9 protein-coding genes are annotated in these 15,937 nt (G+C 71.8%); 7 read left to right on the forward strand and 2 right to left on the reverse strand.

The features are described from left to right. Positions 1 to 72 precede the first annotated feature (72 nt). From ACIQCJ_RS23515 to ACIQCJ_RS23530, 4 genes are all read left to right on the forward strand, one after another. Positions 73 to 1,674 (forward strand): FAD-dependent oxidoreductase, encoded by a 1,602-nt coding sequence (locus tag ACIQCJ_RS23515; protein ID WP_402712421.1) that lies wholly within the window; start codon positions 73 to 75, stop codon positions 1,672 to 1,674. After that, positions 1,671 to 3,875, forward strand: a complete 2,205-nt coding sequence (locus tag ACIQCJ_RS23520) for a glycoside hydrolase family 3 N-terminal domain-containing protein (protein WP_402712423.1) — start codon at positions 1,671 to 1,673, stop codon at positions 3,873 to 3,875. The genes ACIQCJ_RS23515 and ACIQCJ_RS23520 overlap by 4 nt, the downstream gene beginning before the upstream one ends. Before the next feature lie 317 nt (positions 3,876 to 4,192). Next, entirely contained in the window at positions 4,193 to 5,884 is a 1,692-nt protein-coding gene (locus ACIQCJ_RS23525) for a right-handed parallel beta-helix repeat-containing protein (protein WP_402712424.1), read from the forward strand. 136 nt (positions 5,885 to 6,020) lie between these two features. Next, complete coding sequence (locus ACIQCJ_RS23530; protein WP_402712425.1) at positions 6,021 to 8,303, forward strand: FAD-dependent oxidoreductase; 2,283 nt, start codon at positions 6,021 to 6,023, stop codon at positions 8,301 to 8,303. Positions 8,304 to 8,327: 24 nt separating this feature from the next. Here ACIQCJ_RS23530 and ACIQCJ_RS23535 read toward each other — a convergent pair whose 3' ends face one another. Continuing rightward, on the reverse strand, positions 8,328 to 8,549 hold the full coding sequence (locus tag ACIQCJ_RS23535) for a hypothetical protein (RefSeq protein WP_355332750.1): 222 nt from the start codon (positions 8,547 to 8,549) through the stop codon (positions 8,328 to 8,330). A gap of 167 nt (positions 8,550 to 8,716) precedes the next feature. Then, positions 8,717 to 10,348 carry an FAD-dependent monooxygenase gene (locus tag ACIQCJ_RS23540; protein WP_355332747.1) on the reverse strand — a complete coding sequence of 544 codons (1,632 nt, stop codon included), beginning with the start codon at positions 10,346 to 10,348 and terminating at the stop codon, positions 8,717 to 8,719. Positions 10,349 to 10,651: 303 nt separating this feature from the next. On the opposite strand from ACIQCJ_RS23540, the gene ACIQCJ_RS23545 reads away from it, so the two are divergent. The 3 genes from ACIQCJ_RS23545 to ccrA all read left to right on the forward strand — a co-directional run bounded on the left by ACIQCJ_RS23545 (position 10,652) and on the right by ccrA (position 15,848). After that, positions 10,652 to 11,413, forward strand: a complete 762-nt coding sequence (locus ACIQCJ_RS23545) for a thioesterase II family protein (RefSeq protein ID WP_402712426.1) — start codon at positions 10,652 to 10,654, stop codon at positions 11,411 to 11,413. A gap of 252 nt (positions 11,414 to 11,665) precedes the next feature. Then, the gene (locus ACIQCJ_RS23550; protein ID WP_401854967.1) at positions 11,666 to 14,479 is read left to right on the forward strand and encodes an AAA family ATPase; all 2,814 of its coding nucleotides are present in this window, start codon (positions 11,666 to 11,668) and stop codon (positions 14,477 to 14,479) included. Positions 14,480 to 14,507: 28 nt separating this feature from the next. Continuing rightward, a complete protein-coding gene (ccrA, locus tag ACIQCJ_RS23555; protein WP_402712427.1) occupies positions 14,508 to 15,848 on the forward strand; it encodes a crotonyl-CoA carboxylase/reductase in 1,341 nt (446 codons plus the stop codon). Positions 15,849 to 15,937: the final 89 nt, after the last annotated feature.

The raw sequence follows: 15,937 nt of genomic DNA on the forward strand, positions 1-15,937 counted from the left end.
CCCGGCACGACCACCGAGCCGGAACCGACCGTTCCGACCGGCAGAGACCGGTGACAAGGAGTTCTTGGGCACATGGCAGAGATACGAACAGAGATCCTCGTGGTCGGCGGTGGGCTGGGCGGCGTCGCGGCCGCGCTCACGGCGGCGCGGCTCGGCCGTACGGTGGTGCTCACCGAGCCCACCGACTGGCTCGGCGGGCAGCTCACCGCCCAGGCCGTGCCACCCGACGAGCACCCCTGGATCGAAGGCCCCGCCTGCCCACCCGGCTACGCCGACCTGCGCAGACGCGTGCGCGACTACTACCGCCGCAACTACCCGCTCACGCCCGGGGCGGCGCGGGACCCCCGACTCGATCCGGGTCTCGGCATCGTCAGCCGGATGTGTCACGAACCGCGGGTGGCCGCGGCCGTCATCGAGGAGATGCTGGCCCCCTGGCGGGCCTCCGGCGCGATCACCGTGCTGACCGGGTACGAGCCCGTCGCCGCGCACACCGAGGGCGACCGCGTCGAGGCGGTCACACTGGCCGGACGGCACGACGACCGCCGGATCACCGTCCACGCCTCCTACGTCGCGGACGCCACCGAACTCGGCGACCTGCTGGAACTGGCCGGTGTGGAACACGTCATCGGCGCCGAGGGCCGCGACGAGACCGGCGAGCCCCACGCGCCCGACACCGCCGACCCCCTCGACCAGCAGGCCGTGTCCTGGTGCTTCGCCCTGGAACACCGGCCGGGCGAGGACCACGTCATCGACCGGCCGGATACCTACGACCACTGGCTCACCACCACCGCGCCCTTCTGGCCGGGACCGCAGCTCTCCCTCACCGACGTCGTTCCGATCACTCTCGAAGAGCGCACCTGGACGCTGATGGGCGCCGACCAGAGCGCGGGGGAGCACTTCGACCTGTGGCAGTTCCGGCGCGTCCTGGCCCGCGAGCAGTTCGCGCCCGGAGCCTTCGCCTCGGACCTCACCGTCGTCAACTGGCCCCAGATCGACTACTGGGAGGCGCCGCTGCTCGGTGTGAGCGCCGAGGCCCGGCAGGCGGCCCTCGCCGCCAGCCGCGACCTGTCGCTGTCCTTCCTGCACTGGCTCCAGACCGAGGCCCCGCGCCCCGACGGCGGCACCGGCTACCCCGGCCTGCGCCCGCGCCCCGATGTCACCGGCACCGCGGACGGCCTGGCCAAGACGCCGTACATCCGCGAATCCCGCCGTATCAAGGCGGAGTTCACCGTCCTCGAACAGCACGTCGGAGTCCAGGCGCGGCCCGAGGGCGCGGGCAGCGAGGTCTTCCACGACAGCGTCGGCCTCGGCAGCTACCGCATCGACCTGCACCCCTCCACCACCGGCCGGACCTACATCGACATCGACTCCTACCCGTTCCAGATCCCGCTGGGCGCGCTGATCCCGGTCCGGGTCGACAATCTGCTGCCCGCCAACAAGAACATCGGCACTACCCACATCACCAACGGCTGCTACCGCCTGCACCCCGTGGAGTGGGCCATCGGCGAGGCCGTCGGCGCTCTGGCCGGATTCTGCCTGGACCGGGCGCTGCCGCCGCGCAAGGTCCGGTCCGACCAGGCGCAACTGGCCGACTACCAAAGGCTGCTGAGCCGTACCCTCGGCATTTCGCTGGCCTGGCCCGAGGCGGTCAGGACCCGGACGGAGGACCGATGAACCAGGGAGAGCCCACGATGCCGAACCCGGCGCGCGCCGACGACCACGAGACCCGTATCGCCGACCTGCTCGGCCGGATGACCGTCGAGGAGAAGTTCGGACAGTTGCAGCAGCTCGCCTGGGCCTGGAACACCGGTCCCGGCGGGGGCGGTACCGGCGCGGTCGAGGCCGCGGCGCGCAAGGGCCTGCTCGGCTCGGTGCTCAACGTGGTCGGCGCCGCGAACAGCAACGCCGTTCAGCGCATCGCGGTGGAGGAGTCCCGGCTCGGCATTCCGCTGGTCTTCGGCCTGGACGTGATCCACGGATTCCACACCACGTTCCCCATTCCGCTGGCCCAGGCGGCGGCCTTCGACCCGGCCGTGACGCGGACCGACGGCGAGGTCTCGGCGGCCGAGGCCCGGTCCAACGGCGTCCACTGGACGTTCTCGCCGATGGTGGACGTCACCCACGAGCCCCGGTGGGGCAGGATCGCCGAGAGCCCCGGCGAGGACCCGTATCTGGCCGCGCGCTACGCGGTGGCCAAGGTGCGCGGGTACCAGGGGGACGACCTGTCCGCGCCGGACCGGGTGGCCGCCTGCGCCAAGCACTTCGTGGCGTACGGCGGCGCCGAGGGCGGGCGCGACTACAACACAGTGGACGTCTCCGAGCAGCGGCTGCGCAACCTCTACCTGCCGCCGTTCGAGGCCGCCGTCGCGGCGGGAGCGGCCACCGTCATGGCCGCCTTCAACACCGTCAGCGGTGTTCCCGCGCACGCCGACCCCCGTACGCTGACCGGCGTTCTGAAGGACGGCTGGGGGTTCGACGGGGTCGTGGTCAGCGACTGGACGGGGGTCCAGGAGCTGATCGCGCACGGGAGCGCGGCCGACGAGGCCGACGCCGGGCGGCTGGCGCTGTCGGCGGGTGTGGACCTGGAGATGGTGTCCACCACCTTCGTCGACCACGGCCCGGCCCTGCTGGAGCGCGGCGCGTTGAGCCAGGAGCGGCTGGACGACGCCGTGGCCCGCGTCCTGCGGCTGAAGCTGCGGCTCGGTCTGTTCGAGCGGCCGTACGTCGAGGAGTCCGCCGAGATCACCGCCCCGAGCGCCGCCGCCCGGGCCGCCGCCCGCGAGGTGGCGGGCCGCTGCGTGGTGCTGCTGAAGAACGACGGCGGAGCGCTGCCGCTGGACGGGACCGCCATCGGGAGGCTCGCCGTCCTCGGCCCGTTCGCGGACAGCGGCGATCTGCTGGGGACGTGGGCGCTGCCCGGAGCGCCCGAGGCCGTCCCGGTCCTGCGGAGCCTGCGCGAAGCCCTGCCGGACGCGGTTGTCACCCACGCCCCGGGCGTTCCCGCGGACGGCTCCGACGTCTCCGGCCTTCCGGAGGCCGTCGCGACGGCCGCGGCCGCCGACGCCGTCGTCCTGGTGGTGGGTGAGCCCTCCGAGATCAGCGGGGAGGCGGCGGTCCGCAGCGACCTGGGACTTCCCGGCCGCCAGGAGGAGTTGATCAGGGCGGTCGCCGCGACGGGCACGCCGTGCGTGGTGGTGCTCGTGGGCGGGCGGCCGTTGACGATCGGGGACTGGGCGGACCAGGTGCAGGCGGTCGTCATGGCCTGGCACCCCGGTATCGAGGCGGGCCCGGCCATCGCCGACGTGCTCACCGGGGCTGTCGTCCCGGGCGGCAAGCTCCCCGTGACCTTTCCGCGGACGGTGGGCCAGGTCCCGCTGTACTACAACCACGAGCGCACCGGCCGCCCGTACGACCCGGCCGTGCCGGAGGAGAAGTACGTCTCGAAGTACCTCGACGTCCAGGACGGCCCGCGATTCCCCTTCGGCCACGGCCTGAGCTACACCGACTTCGCCCTCGACGAGCCGACGCTCAGCCGCGAGCGGATCACGGTGCGCGAACTCCTGGCGGGCGAGACGGTCGAGGTCACCGTCCGCGTCCGCAACACCGGCGAGCGCGAAGGGGAGGAGGTCGTCCAGCTCTACGTCCAGGACCCCGTGGCCGCCATCGCCCAGCCGGTCCGCCGCCTGCGGGGTTTCGACCGGGTCCGGCTGGCCGCAGGGGAGGAGCGGACGGTCCGCTTCACACTCGGCGCCGACGACGTCGGCTTCTGGACGAACGACCCGGCCGGGGTCTTCACCGTGGAGCCGGGCGAGATCCACGTCCACACCGGCAACAGCTCGCGCACCCAAGCGCGCCGGACCTTCCGCATCACCTGACCAAAGCGATACCCGACCATCCCGATACCTGGCCTTCCGGCCCGCCTGACCATCGGGATACCTGACCAGAGCCTCCGCGCAGAGGCGTACCGCCCGCGCGGGCACATCACCTCGACCCACGGAAAGGAGCGCGCACGAGGTCCCGTGGAGCCGGATCCGGGGTCCGCGACGCCGTGAACGTCGCGGCCCGGAAGCGCACACGGACTGCCCGGCACCGCGCCGGTACACGCCGGACGCGGTTGGCCGAGGCATGCCCCCACCACGATTCATCGACTGCGTGCCTGTGCGTCGACATACGCACGCAGTGAGGGAGAACCATGAGAGCAAAGGCGCTCACACTCGCGATCGTACCTGTCGTCCTCGGCTGTCTGCCCGCCACAACGGTCGCGGCACACGCCGCGACGGCGACGTACTACGTCTCGCCGAGCGGCAGCGACAGCAACACCGGACTGTCACCCGCCCAGGCGTGGAAGACCGTCGCGAAGGTCAACGGCTCCACCTTCCCCCAGGGAAGCTCCGTCTCCTTCGAAGGCGGGCAGACCTTCACCGGCTGCCTGGTCTTCAACTCCGTCAACGTGCCCTCGTCGTCCGCGTCCACGCCGTTCGTGGTGAACTCCTACGGCACCGGGCAGGCCACCCTCTCCTCGAACTGCACCGGCGACTACTCGGCGGCCGTGACGGCCGACAACGTCAGCGGCTTCCAGTTGACCGGACTGAAAGTGGTCAACGGCTCCACGACCGCGGCCGGCGTCCTGCTGGAGAACCAGAACGGCACGGCCGCCACCCAGGGGCTGGCGGTGTCCGGCTCCGACATCTCCGGATTCTCCACACCCGCCGGAAGCAGCAGCTCGTTCGGCGGGGAGATCATGATCCTCGGCTATGCGGTCAACGGGCACAGCGGGCCTCTGAACGACGTCCAGATCCGTCACAACAAGCTGCACGGCGCGAGCGTGACCTCACCGGACGGCCCCGGCATCTACGGCTGGGGCTCCGGGGAGAACATCACCGAGGTCACGGTCGAGGGCAACACGGTCTACAACCTCGGCATGCCCGCGAAGGATACGGGTGCGGGCATCACCGGCAACGGCTGGGACGGCGCGGTGATCCAGCACAACGTGATCCACGACGTGGGCGCGAACGTGACCTCCTGCGGCGGCGCGAGCGGCATCGAGACGTACACCTCGAACAACGTCACCATCAGGTACAACGAGGTCTACAACGTGCAGCCGTACCCGGCGTTCACGGCCGGGTGCGACTGGGACGGCATCGACCTCGACGGCGGCACGACGAACTCGGTGGTCGAGTACAACTACACCCACCACAACGCCGGCAGCGGCCTGCTCGCCTACACCTCGACCGTCGACTCCAAGGTGTGGGGTCCCAACACCTACCGCTACAACATCTCCGAGAACGACGACTGGGCCAAGATCCAGGGCGGCCTGATGACCGTCGTGCCCAACGCGCCGAAGAACGCACTGTCGGTCTACGGGAACACCTTCTTCACCAACGTCGCCCAGAGCACCAAGTCCACGGCCAGCGCCTGCTTCAACTTCGGCTACAGCGCGGGCACCTGGGCCGGCGGCTCACTGATCGCGGACAACATCTGCGACATGGGCAACAGGGACCAGTACGGTCACCCCGGCCAGTTCTACTACAACGTCTACGGCCAGACCGGCATGACGCTGTCGCACAACCTGTACTACGCGGCCAGCTCCCCGGCCTGGCGCTGGGGCGGCACCACCTACAGCACCTTCGCCGCGTGGCAGGCCGCGGGAGTGGAGACCGGACCGGTCTTCGGCGACCCGCTGTTCACCTCGCCCGGCACCGGCGGCACCTGCGCCTGGACGCCGTCCTCCGGCGCGGGACCGCAGCCGTGCCCGCAGGCGTACACGCTCGCCTCCGGTTCCCCGGCCGCGGGTTCGGGAGTCGCCGTCTCCGGCAACGGGGGCGTGGACTACTACCAGAACGCGATCCCCGGCACCCCCAACATCGGCGCCGACGCCGGTTAGCGCTCTGCCCCCACCTGCCGGGGCGGCCCGTCGCACGCGATGAGCGGCGGGCCGCCCCGGCGCGGCGAAGTGACCATCGCACGGCCCGAACTGACGCCACCTCAACCAGCAGATTCCTAAGGAGCGCTGAAACGGCATGACCGCACCGCGCACTCTCCTCACCACCGAACCCGCCCGCGACAGCCGGGACTTCCGCACCGAGCGGCTCAGCGCCGACCTGGTGATCGTCGGCGGCGGAATGGCCGGTACGTGTGCGGCCGTGACCGCCGCGCGGGCCGGGGCGCGGGTCGTCCTGGTCCAGGACCGGCCCGTGCTGGGCGGCAACGCCTCCAGCGAGATACGGCTCTGGGTGCTGGGCGCCACCGCGCACATGTTCAACAACAACCGCTGGTCGCGCGAGGGCGGCGTGCTCGACGAGATCCTCGTGGAGAACATGTTCCGCAACCCCGAGGGCAACGCCGTGCTGTTCGACACCGTGCTCCTGGAGAAGGCGGTCGCCGAGCCGGGCATCACTCTCCTGCTGAACACGGCGGCGACGGCGGTGTCCAAGGACGGCGACCGGATCGCCTCGGTGAGCGCCTTCTGCGCCCAGAACTCCACGCGCTACGAGCTGACGGCCCCGGTGTTCTGCGACGCGTCGGGTGACGGCGTCCTCGGCTACCTGGCCGGCGCCGCCTACCGGATGGGCGCGGAGTCCACCGAGGAGTTCGGCGAACTGTTCGCGCCCGAGGAGTCGTACGGCGGCCTGCTCGGCCAGTCGATATACTTCTACAGCAAGGACGTCGGACGGCCGGTGACCTTCGTGCCGCCCGGCTACGCGCTCGACGACATCACCGAGATCCCCCGCTGGCGCAGCTTCGACACCACGGTCCAGGGCTGTCGGCTGTGGTGGATCGAGTACGGCGGCCGTCTCGACACCGTGCACGACACGGAGGAGATCAAGTGGGAGCTCTGGAAGGTGGTCTACGGCGTCTGGAACCACCTGAAGAACTCCGGTGACTTCCCCGAGGCGAAGAACCTGACGCTGGAGTGGGCCGGGCTGATTCCCGGCAAGCGGGAGAGCCGCCGGTTCGAGGGCCTGTACATGCTCCGCCAGCAGGACATCGTCGACCAGCGCCCCCACGCCGACGCCGTCGCCTCCGGCGGATGGTCCCTCGACCTGCACCCGGCCGACGGCGTGTTCAGCGAGCACGCCGGGAGCAACCACCTGCACGCGCGCGGGGTCTACCAGGTGCCCTACCGCTGCCTGGTCAGCCGTGACGTGAGCAATCTGCTGCTGGCGGGCCGGATCATCAGCGTCTCGCACGTCGCGTTCGCCTCGACCAGGGTGATGGCCACCTGCGCCCAGATCGGACAGGCCGCCGGGATGGCCGCCGCCGTGTGCGCGCGTGACGGCGTACTCCCGGCGGAGCTGACGAAACCCGACCGGATGGCCGCCCTTCAGCGTGAACTCCTGCGTGCCGGGCAGCACATCCCCGACCTGCGGCTCGACGATCCGGACGACCTCGCCGGGCAGGCCGCGCTCACCGCGTCGAGCGAGCTGACCGTGGGGTCGCTCCCCGGCGACGGTCCCGCGGTGCCGCTCGACCACTCGCGCGCCCAACTGCTGCCGGTGGACGCGGGGGAGCTGCCTAGGATGACGCTGACCGTCGACGTGGCCGCGCCCACCACCTTGCGGGTGGAGCTCCGTACCGGCAACCGGCCGGAGGACTACACCCCCGATGTGGTGCTGGCCGCGCGGGAGTTCAGTCTCGACGCCGGCGCCGGGCAGCGGATCGAGGTCGACGTCGAGGCGGCGGTCGACCGGCCGCGGTACGTCTTCCTGACGCTGATCCGCAACGACGACGTGTCGGTGCGGACCACCACCCGGCGCGTCACCGGCCTGCTCTCGGTCCGGCACACGGGCACCCAGGAGGCGGACGACGCCGTCGGCAAGCCGCGCGTGGAGTTCTGGACCCCCGAACGGCGCCCCGGCGGACACAACTTCGCCCTGACGATCGACCCTCCGCTCAGGGCGTGGAGCGTGGAGGGCGTCCGCAACGGCCACCACCGGCCCACGGCGCGGCCCAACGCGTGGGCCGCCGCGTACGAGGACCGCCGTCCCACTGTCCGCCTGCGCTGGCCGGAACCCCGACGCATCGGCCGGCTCCACCTGACCTTCGACACCGACGCCGACCACGCCATGGAGTCCGTCCTGTGGGACCACCAGGAGCGCGCGGTGCCGTTCTGCGTACGCGATTACGTCGTCCGCGCCGGGGACCGCGTGGTCGCAGAACGCGCCGACAACCACCAGACCCACAACGTCCTCACCTTCGACACCCCCCTCGAAACGGACGAGCTGTCCGTCGAGGTGGTGTCCACGCACGGCGCCGCCCCCGCCGCGCTCTTCGCCGTCCGCTGCTACGCGGCACCGTCGTGACGCCACCGCGGGGTGGACGACGTCCTACCGCGCGCGGTGCCGCAGGACGCGGAGCTGGGACATCAGCAGGCGGATCAGCGGCGTGCGGTTGCGGTGGCTGTTCTCGTAGCGCAGCACCGTTTCCAGTTCTTCGCGCTGGAGTGAGGGGACGATCCCCTCGATCGTGAGCTTGGGCAGATGTTTGTAGTCCGCGATCGGCAGTGCGCCGGTGGGCGGCGAGCCGGTCTCGTCATCGAATATGTCCAACGAAGTCACCTCTTGGGTCACGTATGCGCGTGCCCGGAGGAGGACCGGGGAAACGGGTGTTCGAGTGGGGATCGTCACAAGGGCGTCTCCTCGGCGTGCGCGGGACCTCGCCCGCCCGCCGTCCGGGGCCGCGCGGCCCCGGACGGCGGATGCGCCGTCGCTCCCGGTCAGCGCGCGAGCGCGGCCAGCCGGTCCCGTACTCCGGACATGTCCCAGCCCTGGGAGCGGTGGGAGATGAAGCGGTCGGGCCGGAGCAGGCACAGGCCGGGGCCGGTGGCCGCGAACGCCTGGTGGCAGGCGCCGTGCCGGTCGCCGAGCAGCGACCGGTCGGGGTCGCCCTTCCCGCGGGTCCGGCTCACCGCGACGACGGTGCCGAAGTCCCCGAGCGCCTCGCGGCCCGCCCGCGTCACCTCCGCGATCCGCCGCTCGTCGTCCTCGTACCCGAGGAACACCAGCAGGGCGTGTTCGCTGCCGCGCAGCCGGTGCCGCAGCGTGGTGAAGCCCGTGCCGTCGTGGACGAACGCGTCGGGGGAGAGGTCGCCGGGGCCGGGGCCGCCCGCGCCGGACCTGCGGGCGCGGTCGACCTGCGGGCTGTGCTCGTAGTCGACGAAGAGCTCGGTGACGCCGAGGGCCAGCCGGTGCCGTACGGGAGGGGTCCTGCTGATCAGCCGCAGTGCCTGCGCTCGCAGCGTACGGGCGACCGGGGCGTGCGTCGTGGCCACCTTCGTGGCGCGGGTCGTGGCGTGCAGCACCCGGTCCGCCACCGGACGGCGCTCCTGCTCATAGGAGTCCAGCAGCCCCGCGCCCGCCCGCCCCTGCACGACCAGCGCGAGCTTCCAGGCCAGATTGTGCGCGTCCTGGAGGCCGACGTTCATGCCCTGTCCGCCGACCGGGCTGTGGGTGTGCGCCGCGTCCCCCGCCAGCAGGATGCGCCCCTGCCGGTAGTGCTCGGCCAGCGACTCGCGCACCTCGAAACCGCTCAGCCAGTCCACACGGGAGATCGCGCTGCCGCCGTCGGCACCGCAGAGCGGGGTGCGCTCGGCGAGCAGCCGGTTGAGCATGTCCTCGTCCGGTTCCGGCGCGTCGGAGCCGGACGGGACATCGGCGATGACACGCCAGTGGCCGGGCTTGGGGAGCGGAAGCAGGACGAGGATGCCGTGGCCGCCCAGCCAGGGATGCAGCCGGTCCTGGGGAAGGTCCCAGTCGGCCGCGACATCGGCGAGCAGGAAGGCGCGGTGCAGATCACGGTGGTCGCCGGCGATCCCGGCCGTCCGCCGTACGGTGCTGTGCGCCCCGTCGCAGGCGATCAGCCAGTCGGCGCGAACCGTACGCTCCGCGCCGTCGGGCATCCGCAGGGTCGCGGTGACGCCGTCCGCGTCCTGACGGCAGGTGGTCAGTTCGGTGCCGCGCTCGGCGACTGCGCCCTGCCGCCGCGCGGCCGTCTCCAGTAAATCCGCCACCTCCGGCTGCGGGAGGGAGAGCGCGAAGGGGAACGGCGAGCGGATGCCGTCCAGTTCGAGCGGGATGACGTCGTCCGGGCCGGGATGGACGTCGATACGGCGCAGGATCCGGCCGCGGTCGACCGCCTCCTCGGCGATCCCGAGGTCGTCGAGCACCTCCAGGGTGCGGGCTCCCACCACCAACGCCCTGCTCTGCGTGTTCTCCTCGGTGGACCGCTCGATCAGCCGGACCCGCACACCGCGCCGGACCAGCTCCTCGGCGACCAACAGCCCGGTGGGCCCCGCACCGACCACCAGAACCTGGCAACTCGCGCCGCCGTCAACGGTGTTCGCTTCCATCGATCCTCCGCGAGACCTCATGCGTGTCCTGCCGACACGGCCTGGCCCTCGCCTACCCCGTCCCGCCCTCCGCCCTCGCGGCAAATTCGGCCGGGGCCCGACGCGCCACCGCCGCCGGGCGGGCAGCCGGTCGAGCGGTCCTCGCGGATTGCCGGTTTCGGCCACCCCTGCCTCGCCATTTTCCGTTCATAGGGGTGGCGCTCGCCGGATTAGGGGTTACTGGCGAGTGCGGAGCCGAACTAGTTTCGAAACCGCATGCATGGCACTCCTTGGGCACGTTGGGCGGATTTGTACGAATTGGAGATGTGTGTGAACCGCGAGGCATGGTTCAGCCGCTATCACCCAGCTCCGCCCGGAAGTGAACCCCGCAGACTCGTCTGTTTTCCGCACGCCGGAGGCTCGGCAAGTTTTTACCTCCCCGTTTCCGGCGCGCTGCAACCGGATGTCGAAGTCATCGGGGTGCAGTATCCGGGACGGCAGGAACGCAGGACCGAGCAACCGGTCCAGGACCTGCACGACCTGGCCGACCTGGCCGCCGAGGCGCTGGCCCCCATGGTCGACCGGAGGACCGCGTTCTTCGGCCACAGTATGGGCGCGGTCGTCGCCTACGAAGTGGCCCTGCGGCTGAAACGGAACCATGGGGTGGAGCCGACCCGGCTCTTCGTCTCCGGGCGCCGCGCGCCCTCCGCCCACCGTCCGCTGCCCGATCCGGTCCACCGGAGGGACGACGCCGGCATCGTCGCCGAACTGCGCCGACTCGCCGGTACCCACGCCGATCTGCTCGCCGACGACGAGATCGTGCGCATGATCATGCCCGCGGTCCGCGGTGACTACCGGGCCATCGAGACCTACGCGCCGCGCCCGGCGCCGCCGCTGAATTGCCCGGTCACCGCGTTCGTCGGCGACCGCGACCCGCAGGTGGAGATCGCGGAAGCGGAGGCGTGGGCAGGGCACACCGCGGGCCCGTTCGACATCGAGGTCTTCCCCGGCGGCCACTTCTACCTGGTGGCCGAGGGGCCGGCGGTGATCGCCGGGTTACGCGACCGGCTCGGCGTGCCGGTGTGACCGATCCGGCGGTGACCGGGTTGGCGGTGACCGGGCCGGCCGTGGCCGACCCGGATGCGGCCGAGTCGGAGATGGCCGACTTCTTCCGCTTCCTTAACGCGCCGAGGTTGCCCGATCTTCGGAAAGCCGCGATAGAGTCGATTCGGCTTTCGGATACGGTGGGAGTTGGCTGTTTGGGATAGATGAGGATCATCTGTGCCACGGGGTTCACACCCGCAGGCGCTTTGTTGCGTTCCCGGTGTCTTTTGGGTAATGCGAATTGAACGGTTTGAACGGGGGCTGTTCACTGTCGTGGAATTTATTCAGCGTGAAGCGCAGTTAGAGTTTTTGAGCAATTCCTTGCGGGATGTCATGTCCGGCAGCGGGAGAACGGTTCTGGTCGAGGGCGCGATCGCCTGCGGCAAGAGCCAGACCCTGGAATGGGTCATCGACGAGGCGACCAGGTCCGGGGTCACCCTGCTGTGCGCGGCGGGGTCGCCCGCCGAGGCCGGCACACCCCTGGGCGCCGTCTCCCAACTGATGGACGGCGTGCCGCCGTCGACCGCGCCACCGGTACCGCCCGACGGGGCCACCGACCAGGGAACCGGCCGGTTCGCCCGCCAACTCGCCGCGGCCGTGAAGGACATGGCCGAGCAGGCACCGGTGGTCATCGCCGTCGACGACCTCCAGCACGTCGACGCCGAGTCGCTGCGGTGTCTGCTCCAGCTCGCCCGGCTGACCCGGCGCGGACGTGTCCTGATGGTGCTCACCCAGCCGCTGCACGGCGGACCGCGGGACCCGCAGTTCGCCGTCGAGCTGCTGCGTCAGCCAGAGGTGCACCGGCTGCGGCTGCTGCCCCTGGACCAGGACGGCGTGGCCCAGATCCTGGCCGCGTATACCGATCTGCCCGCCGGAGCGGTCAACGCCGCGGAGCTGTACCGGCTGACCGGCGGCAATCCGCTGCTGCTGCGGGCGTGTCTCGAGGACTGCCATCGCGCGGTGGCCCACTGGCCGCCGGGCATCGCCCCGCCGCTCGCCGGGGAGCTGTTCGGACAGGCGCTGCTGACCTGCCTGCGCCGCGGAGGCGAGGACACCTGGGAGGTGGCCGCCGCCGTCGCGGTGCTGGGCGAGGCGGCCGACACCGAGTCCGTCGGGCGCGTCTCCGAGGCCACCTCCTGGAGCGTCGACGAGGCGTTGCAGGCACTCGAGTCCGCGGGCATCGTGGACGGCCCGCGCTTCCGCGACCCGGTGGCGCGGTCCGTGGTCCGCGACAGCCTGGACGCGGCCGAGAGCGGCCGGTTGCACCGCGAGGTCGCCGGTCTGCTCAGGGACCAGGGCGCCCGCCCCTCGGCGGTGGCCGCGCACCTGCTCGCGGGGGGCGAGGTGCCCGGCTCCTGGGGAGCGGCCGTACTGCGGGAGGCCGCGGAGGCCGCGCTGCACGAGGACGACGCCCCGCTCGCCATCGACTACCTGGAGCTGGCCTGCGCCGGGTGCGACGACGAGCGGGTGCGTACGGACATCAGGCTGCGGCTGGCCGCCGTGCTGTGGCGGATCAACCCCGCCGCGGCCGAGGCCAGGCACCTGCCGGAACTGGTCGCCTCCGCGGCCACCACCCGGCTGCCGGCGCACACCGCCGCCGGTCTCGCCGACCTGCTGATCAGCCACGGCCGCTTCGAGGAGGCCCGCGCCATCCTCGGCGGCCTCAAGGCGAGGGCGTCGTCCGGCCAGTGGGGCGCGGCGCAGGCGGCGCTCGGTCAACTGACGCCCCTGGCCGGGCAGTGGTGCGGCGAGGGCGGCGACCCCGGGTTGCAGGACCACCCGATATCCGCGGACGCGGTGGCGCATCCGTCCCCCGACGGGTCGCTGCGCTGCCCGGTCCTGTCGCCCGACACCGGCGTGGAAACCTCGGCCGAACGCTTTCTGCGGGTGTCCCCGCTGATGGACGTGACGCTGACGCCGATCGTCAACGCCGTGGTGTCGCTGTACTTCGGCGACCGGCTGGAAGCCGCCGACGACGCCTGCCGCAGATTCCAGGAGGAGGCCGACCGGCGGCGGGCGCCGGGCTGGCGGGCGGTGTTCGCCGGCCTGCGGGCCGACATCGCGCTGCGCGGAGGACGGCTGGAGGCCGCCGCGCAGTACGCGCAGGAGTCGCTGAACAGCGTCTCCGCCCACAACGGGAGCTTCTTCGTCGGCGGTCCGCTGGCCGTACTGATCCTCACGCACACGGCCGCGGGCGACTACACGGCCGCGGCCCGGCGGCTCAACCAGCCGATTCCCGACGCCCTGCTCAAGAGCGTCTACGGTCTCGGATACCTGCGGGCACGCGGCCACTTCTACCTGGCCACCGGCCAACCCGAGGCCGCGCTCACCGACTTCAAGACCGCGGGCCGCTTCGCCGTCCGCTGGGGCGTCGACCGACCGGTGCTGCTGCCCTGGCGCACCGACGCCGCGCAGGCGCTGTGCCGTCTCGAACAGCCCGACCGCGCCGAGCGGTTGATCGTGGACCAGCTGCGGATGCCGGACGCGGTGCACCCGCGGGTGCGCGGCGTCACGCTGCGGCTGCGCGCGCAGAGCGTCGACCTCAAGCTCCGGCCGTCGCTGCTGGCCCGGGCGGTCGAGGACCTGCACCGGTCGGGCGACCGGCTTGAACTGGCCCGCACCGTGGGCGTGCTGGGCGAGACGTACCGCGAACTGGGAGAGACCACACGGTCGATCGCCGTCACCCGCCGGGCCCTGCACCTGGCCCGCGAGTGCGGCGCGGAACCGCTGTGCGCGGAGTCCGGACAACGGCTGCGGGAGGGCGAGCGGGAGCGGGCCCAGGATCTCGCCCCGGCCGCCGCCGCGCTCGCCGAACCGGTCGCCGCCGACGCGCTGGGCGCGGAGGCCGAGGCGAAGCTCAGCGATTCCGAGAAGCGGGTCGCGGCCCTGGCGGCCTGCGGATACACCAACCGGGAGATCTCGGCGAAGCTGTTCGTGACGATCAGCACCGTCGAGCAGCACCTGACCCGGGTCTACCGCAAGCTCAACATCACCAGGCGGCACCAACTCCCGCTGGAAGTGCACATGCCGACCAACGAGATCGCCTGACCGCCGGGTCACAACGGGAGGACCGCTCATGCAGCAGATCATCGACGCCGTGCGCGCGGGTGCCGGAGCCGAGGACTTCCTCGCGCTCCCGGTGCCGGAGAGCTACCGCGGCGCGGCCGTGCTCCGCGAGGAGACCGACATGTTCGAGGGACTGGAGACCCGCGAGAAGGACCCCGCCAAGTCCCTGCACACCATCGACGTCGCCACCCCGGAACCCGGACCCGGTGAGGTGCTGATCGCCGTGATGGCCAGCGCGATCAACTACAACACGATCTGGAGCGCGATCTTCGAACCGCTGCCCACGTTCACCTTCCTCGACCGGTACGCGCGCAGCAGCCCCGAGGCGGCGCGCCACGCGCAGCCGTACCACGTCCTCGGCTCCGACGTCGCCGGGGTGGTCCTGCGCACGGGGCCCGGTGTGCGCAACTGGAAGCCGGGTGACCGGGTGGTCGCGCACTGCCTGAGCGTGGAGCTGGAGTCCGCCGACGGGCACGACGACACGATGCTCGACCCCGAGCAGCGGATCTGGGGCTTCGAGACGAACTTCGGCGGCCTCGCGGAGCTGACGCTCGTCAAGTCCAACCAGTTGATGCCCAAACCCGCGCACCTGACGTGGGAGGAGGCAGCGTCGTCCGGGCTGGTCAACTCCACGGCCTACCGCCAGCTCGTCTCGCGCAACGGCGCCTCGCTCAAGCAGGGCGACGTGGTCCTGATCTGGGGCGCGGGCGGCGGCCTCGGCTCGTACGCCACCCAACTGGCCCTGAACGGCGGGGCGGTGCCGGTGTGCGTGGTCTCCGACCCGCGCAAGGCCGAGCTGGTGCGGGCCATGGGCGCGGAGCTGGTCATCGACCGGGCCGCGGAGGGCTACCGGTTCTGGAAGGACCCGCAGACGCCCGACCCGCGCGAGTGGAAGCGGTTCGGCGGCCGGATACGGGAGTTGACCGGCGGCGAGGACCCGGACATCGTGCTGGAGCACCCCGGCCGGGAGACCTTCGGCGCCAGTGTCTTCGTCACCCGCCGCGGCGGCACCGTCGTCACGTGCGCGTCCACCTCCGGATTCCGGCACGAGTACGACAACCGGTACCTGTGGATGTCGCTGAAGCGGATCGTCGGCTCGCACTTCGCCAACTACCGCGAGGCGTGGGAGGCCAACCGCCTCATCACCAAGGCGATGGTGCACCCGACGCTGTCCACGGTCTACCCGCTGGAGGCCACCGGGGAGGCGACCCGCGCCGTCCACCGCAACGAGCACAGCGGGAAGGTGGGCGTGCTGTGCCTGGCGCCCCAGGAGGGGCTCGGCGTGACCGACCCCGAGACGCGTGAGCGGCACCTGCCGGAGATCAACCGGTTCCGTACCCCGGTGGGCTGACAACGGCGGCGGGGGGGGCCCCCCCCCCGGGGGGGCCCCCCCGGGGGGCCCCCCCCCCCCCGGGGGGGGGGGCGGGGGGGCGCCCCCGG

The sequence above is a fragment of the Streptomyces sp. NPDC093221 genome (assembly GCF_044753885.1).
Classification (GTDB): domain Bacteria; phylum Actinomycetota; class Actinomycetes; order Streptomycetales; family Streptomycetaceae; genus Actinacidiphila.

Excerpts from the sequence above, each read along its gene's own strand:
- ACIQCJ_RS23515 (WP_402712421.1), top strand. The coding sequence starts at position 73 with ATGGCAGAGATACGAACAGAGATCCTCGTGGTCGGCGGTGGGCTGGGC.
- ACIQCJ_RS23520 (WP_402712423.1), top strand. The coding sequence starts at position 1,671 with ATGAACCAGGGAGAGCCCACGATGCCGAACCCGGCGCGCGCCGACGAC.
- ACIQCJ_RS23525 (WP_402712424.1), top strand. The coding sequence starts at position 4,193 with ATGAGAGCAAAGGCGCTCACACTCGCGATCGTACCTGTCGTCCTCGGC.
- ACIQCJ_RS23530 (WP_402712425.1), top strand. The coding sequence starts at position 6,021 with ATGACCGCACCGCGCACTCTCCTCACCACCGAACCCGCCCGCGACAGC.
- ACIQCJ_RS23540 (WP_355332747.1), bottom strand. The coding sequence starts at position 10,348 with ATGGAAGCGAACACCGTTGACGGCGGCGCGAGTTGCCAGGTTCTGGTG.
- ACIQCJ_RS23545 (WP_402712426.1), top strand. The coding sequence starts at position 10,652 with ATGTGTGTGAACCGCGAGGCATGGTTCAGCCGCTATCACCCAGCTCCG.
- ACIQCJ_RS23550 (WP_401854967.1), top strand. The coding sequence starts at position 11,666 with ATGCGAATTGAACGGTTTGAACGGGGGCTGTTCACTGTCGTGGAATTT.
- ccrA (WP_402712427.1), top strand. The coding sequence starts at position 14,508 with ATGCAGCAGATCATCGACGCCGTGCGCGCGGGTGCCGGAGCCGAGGAC.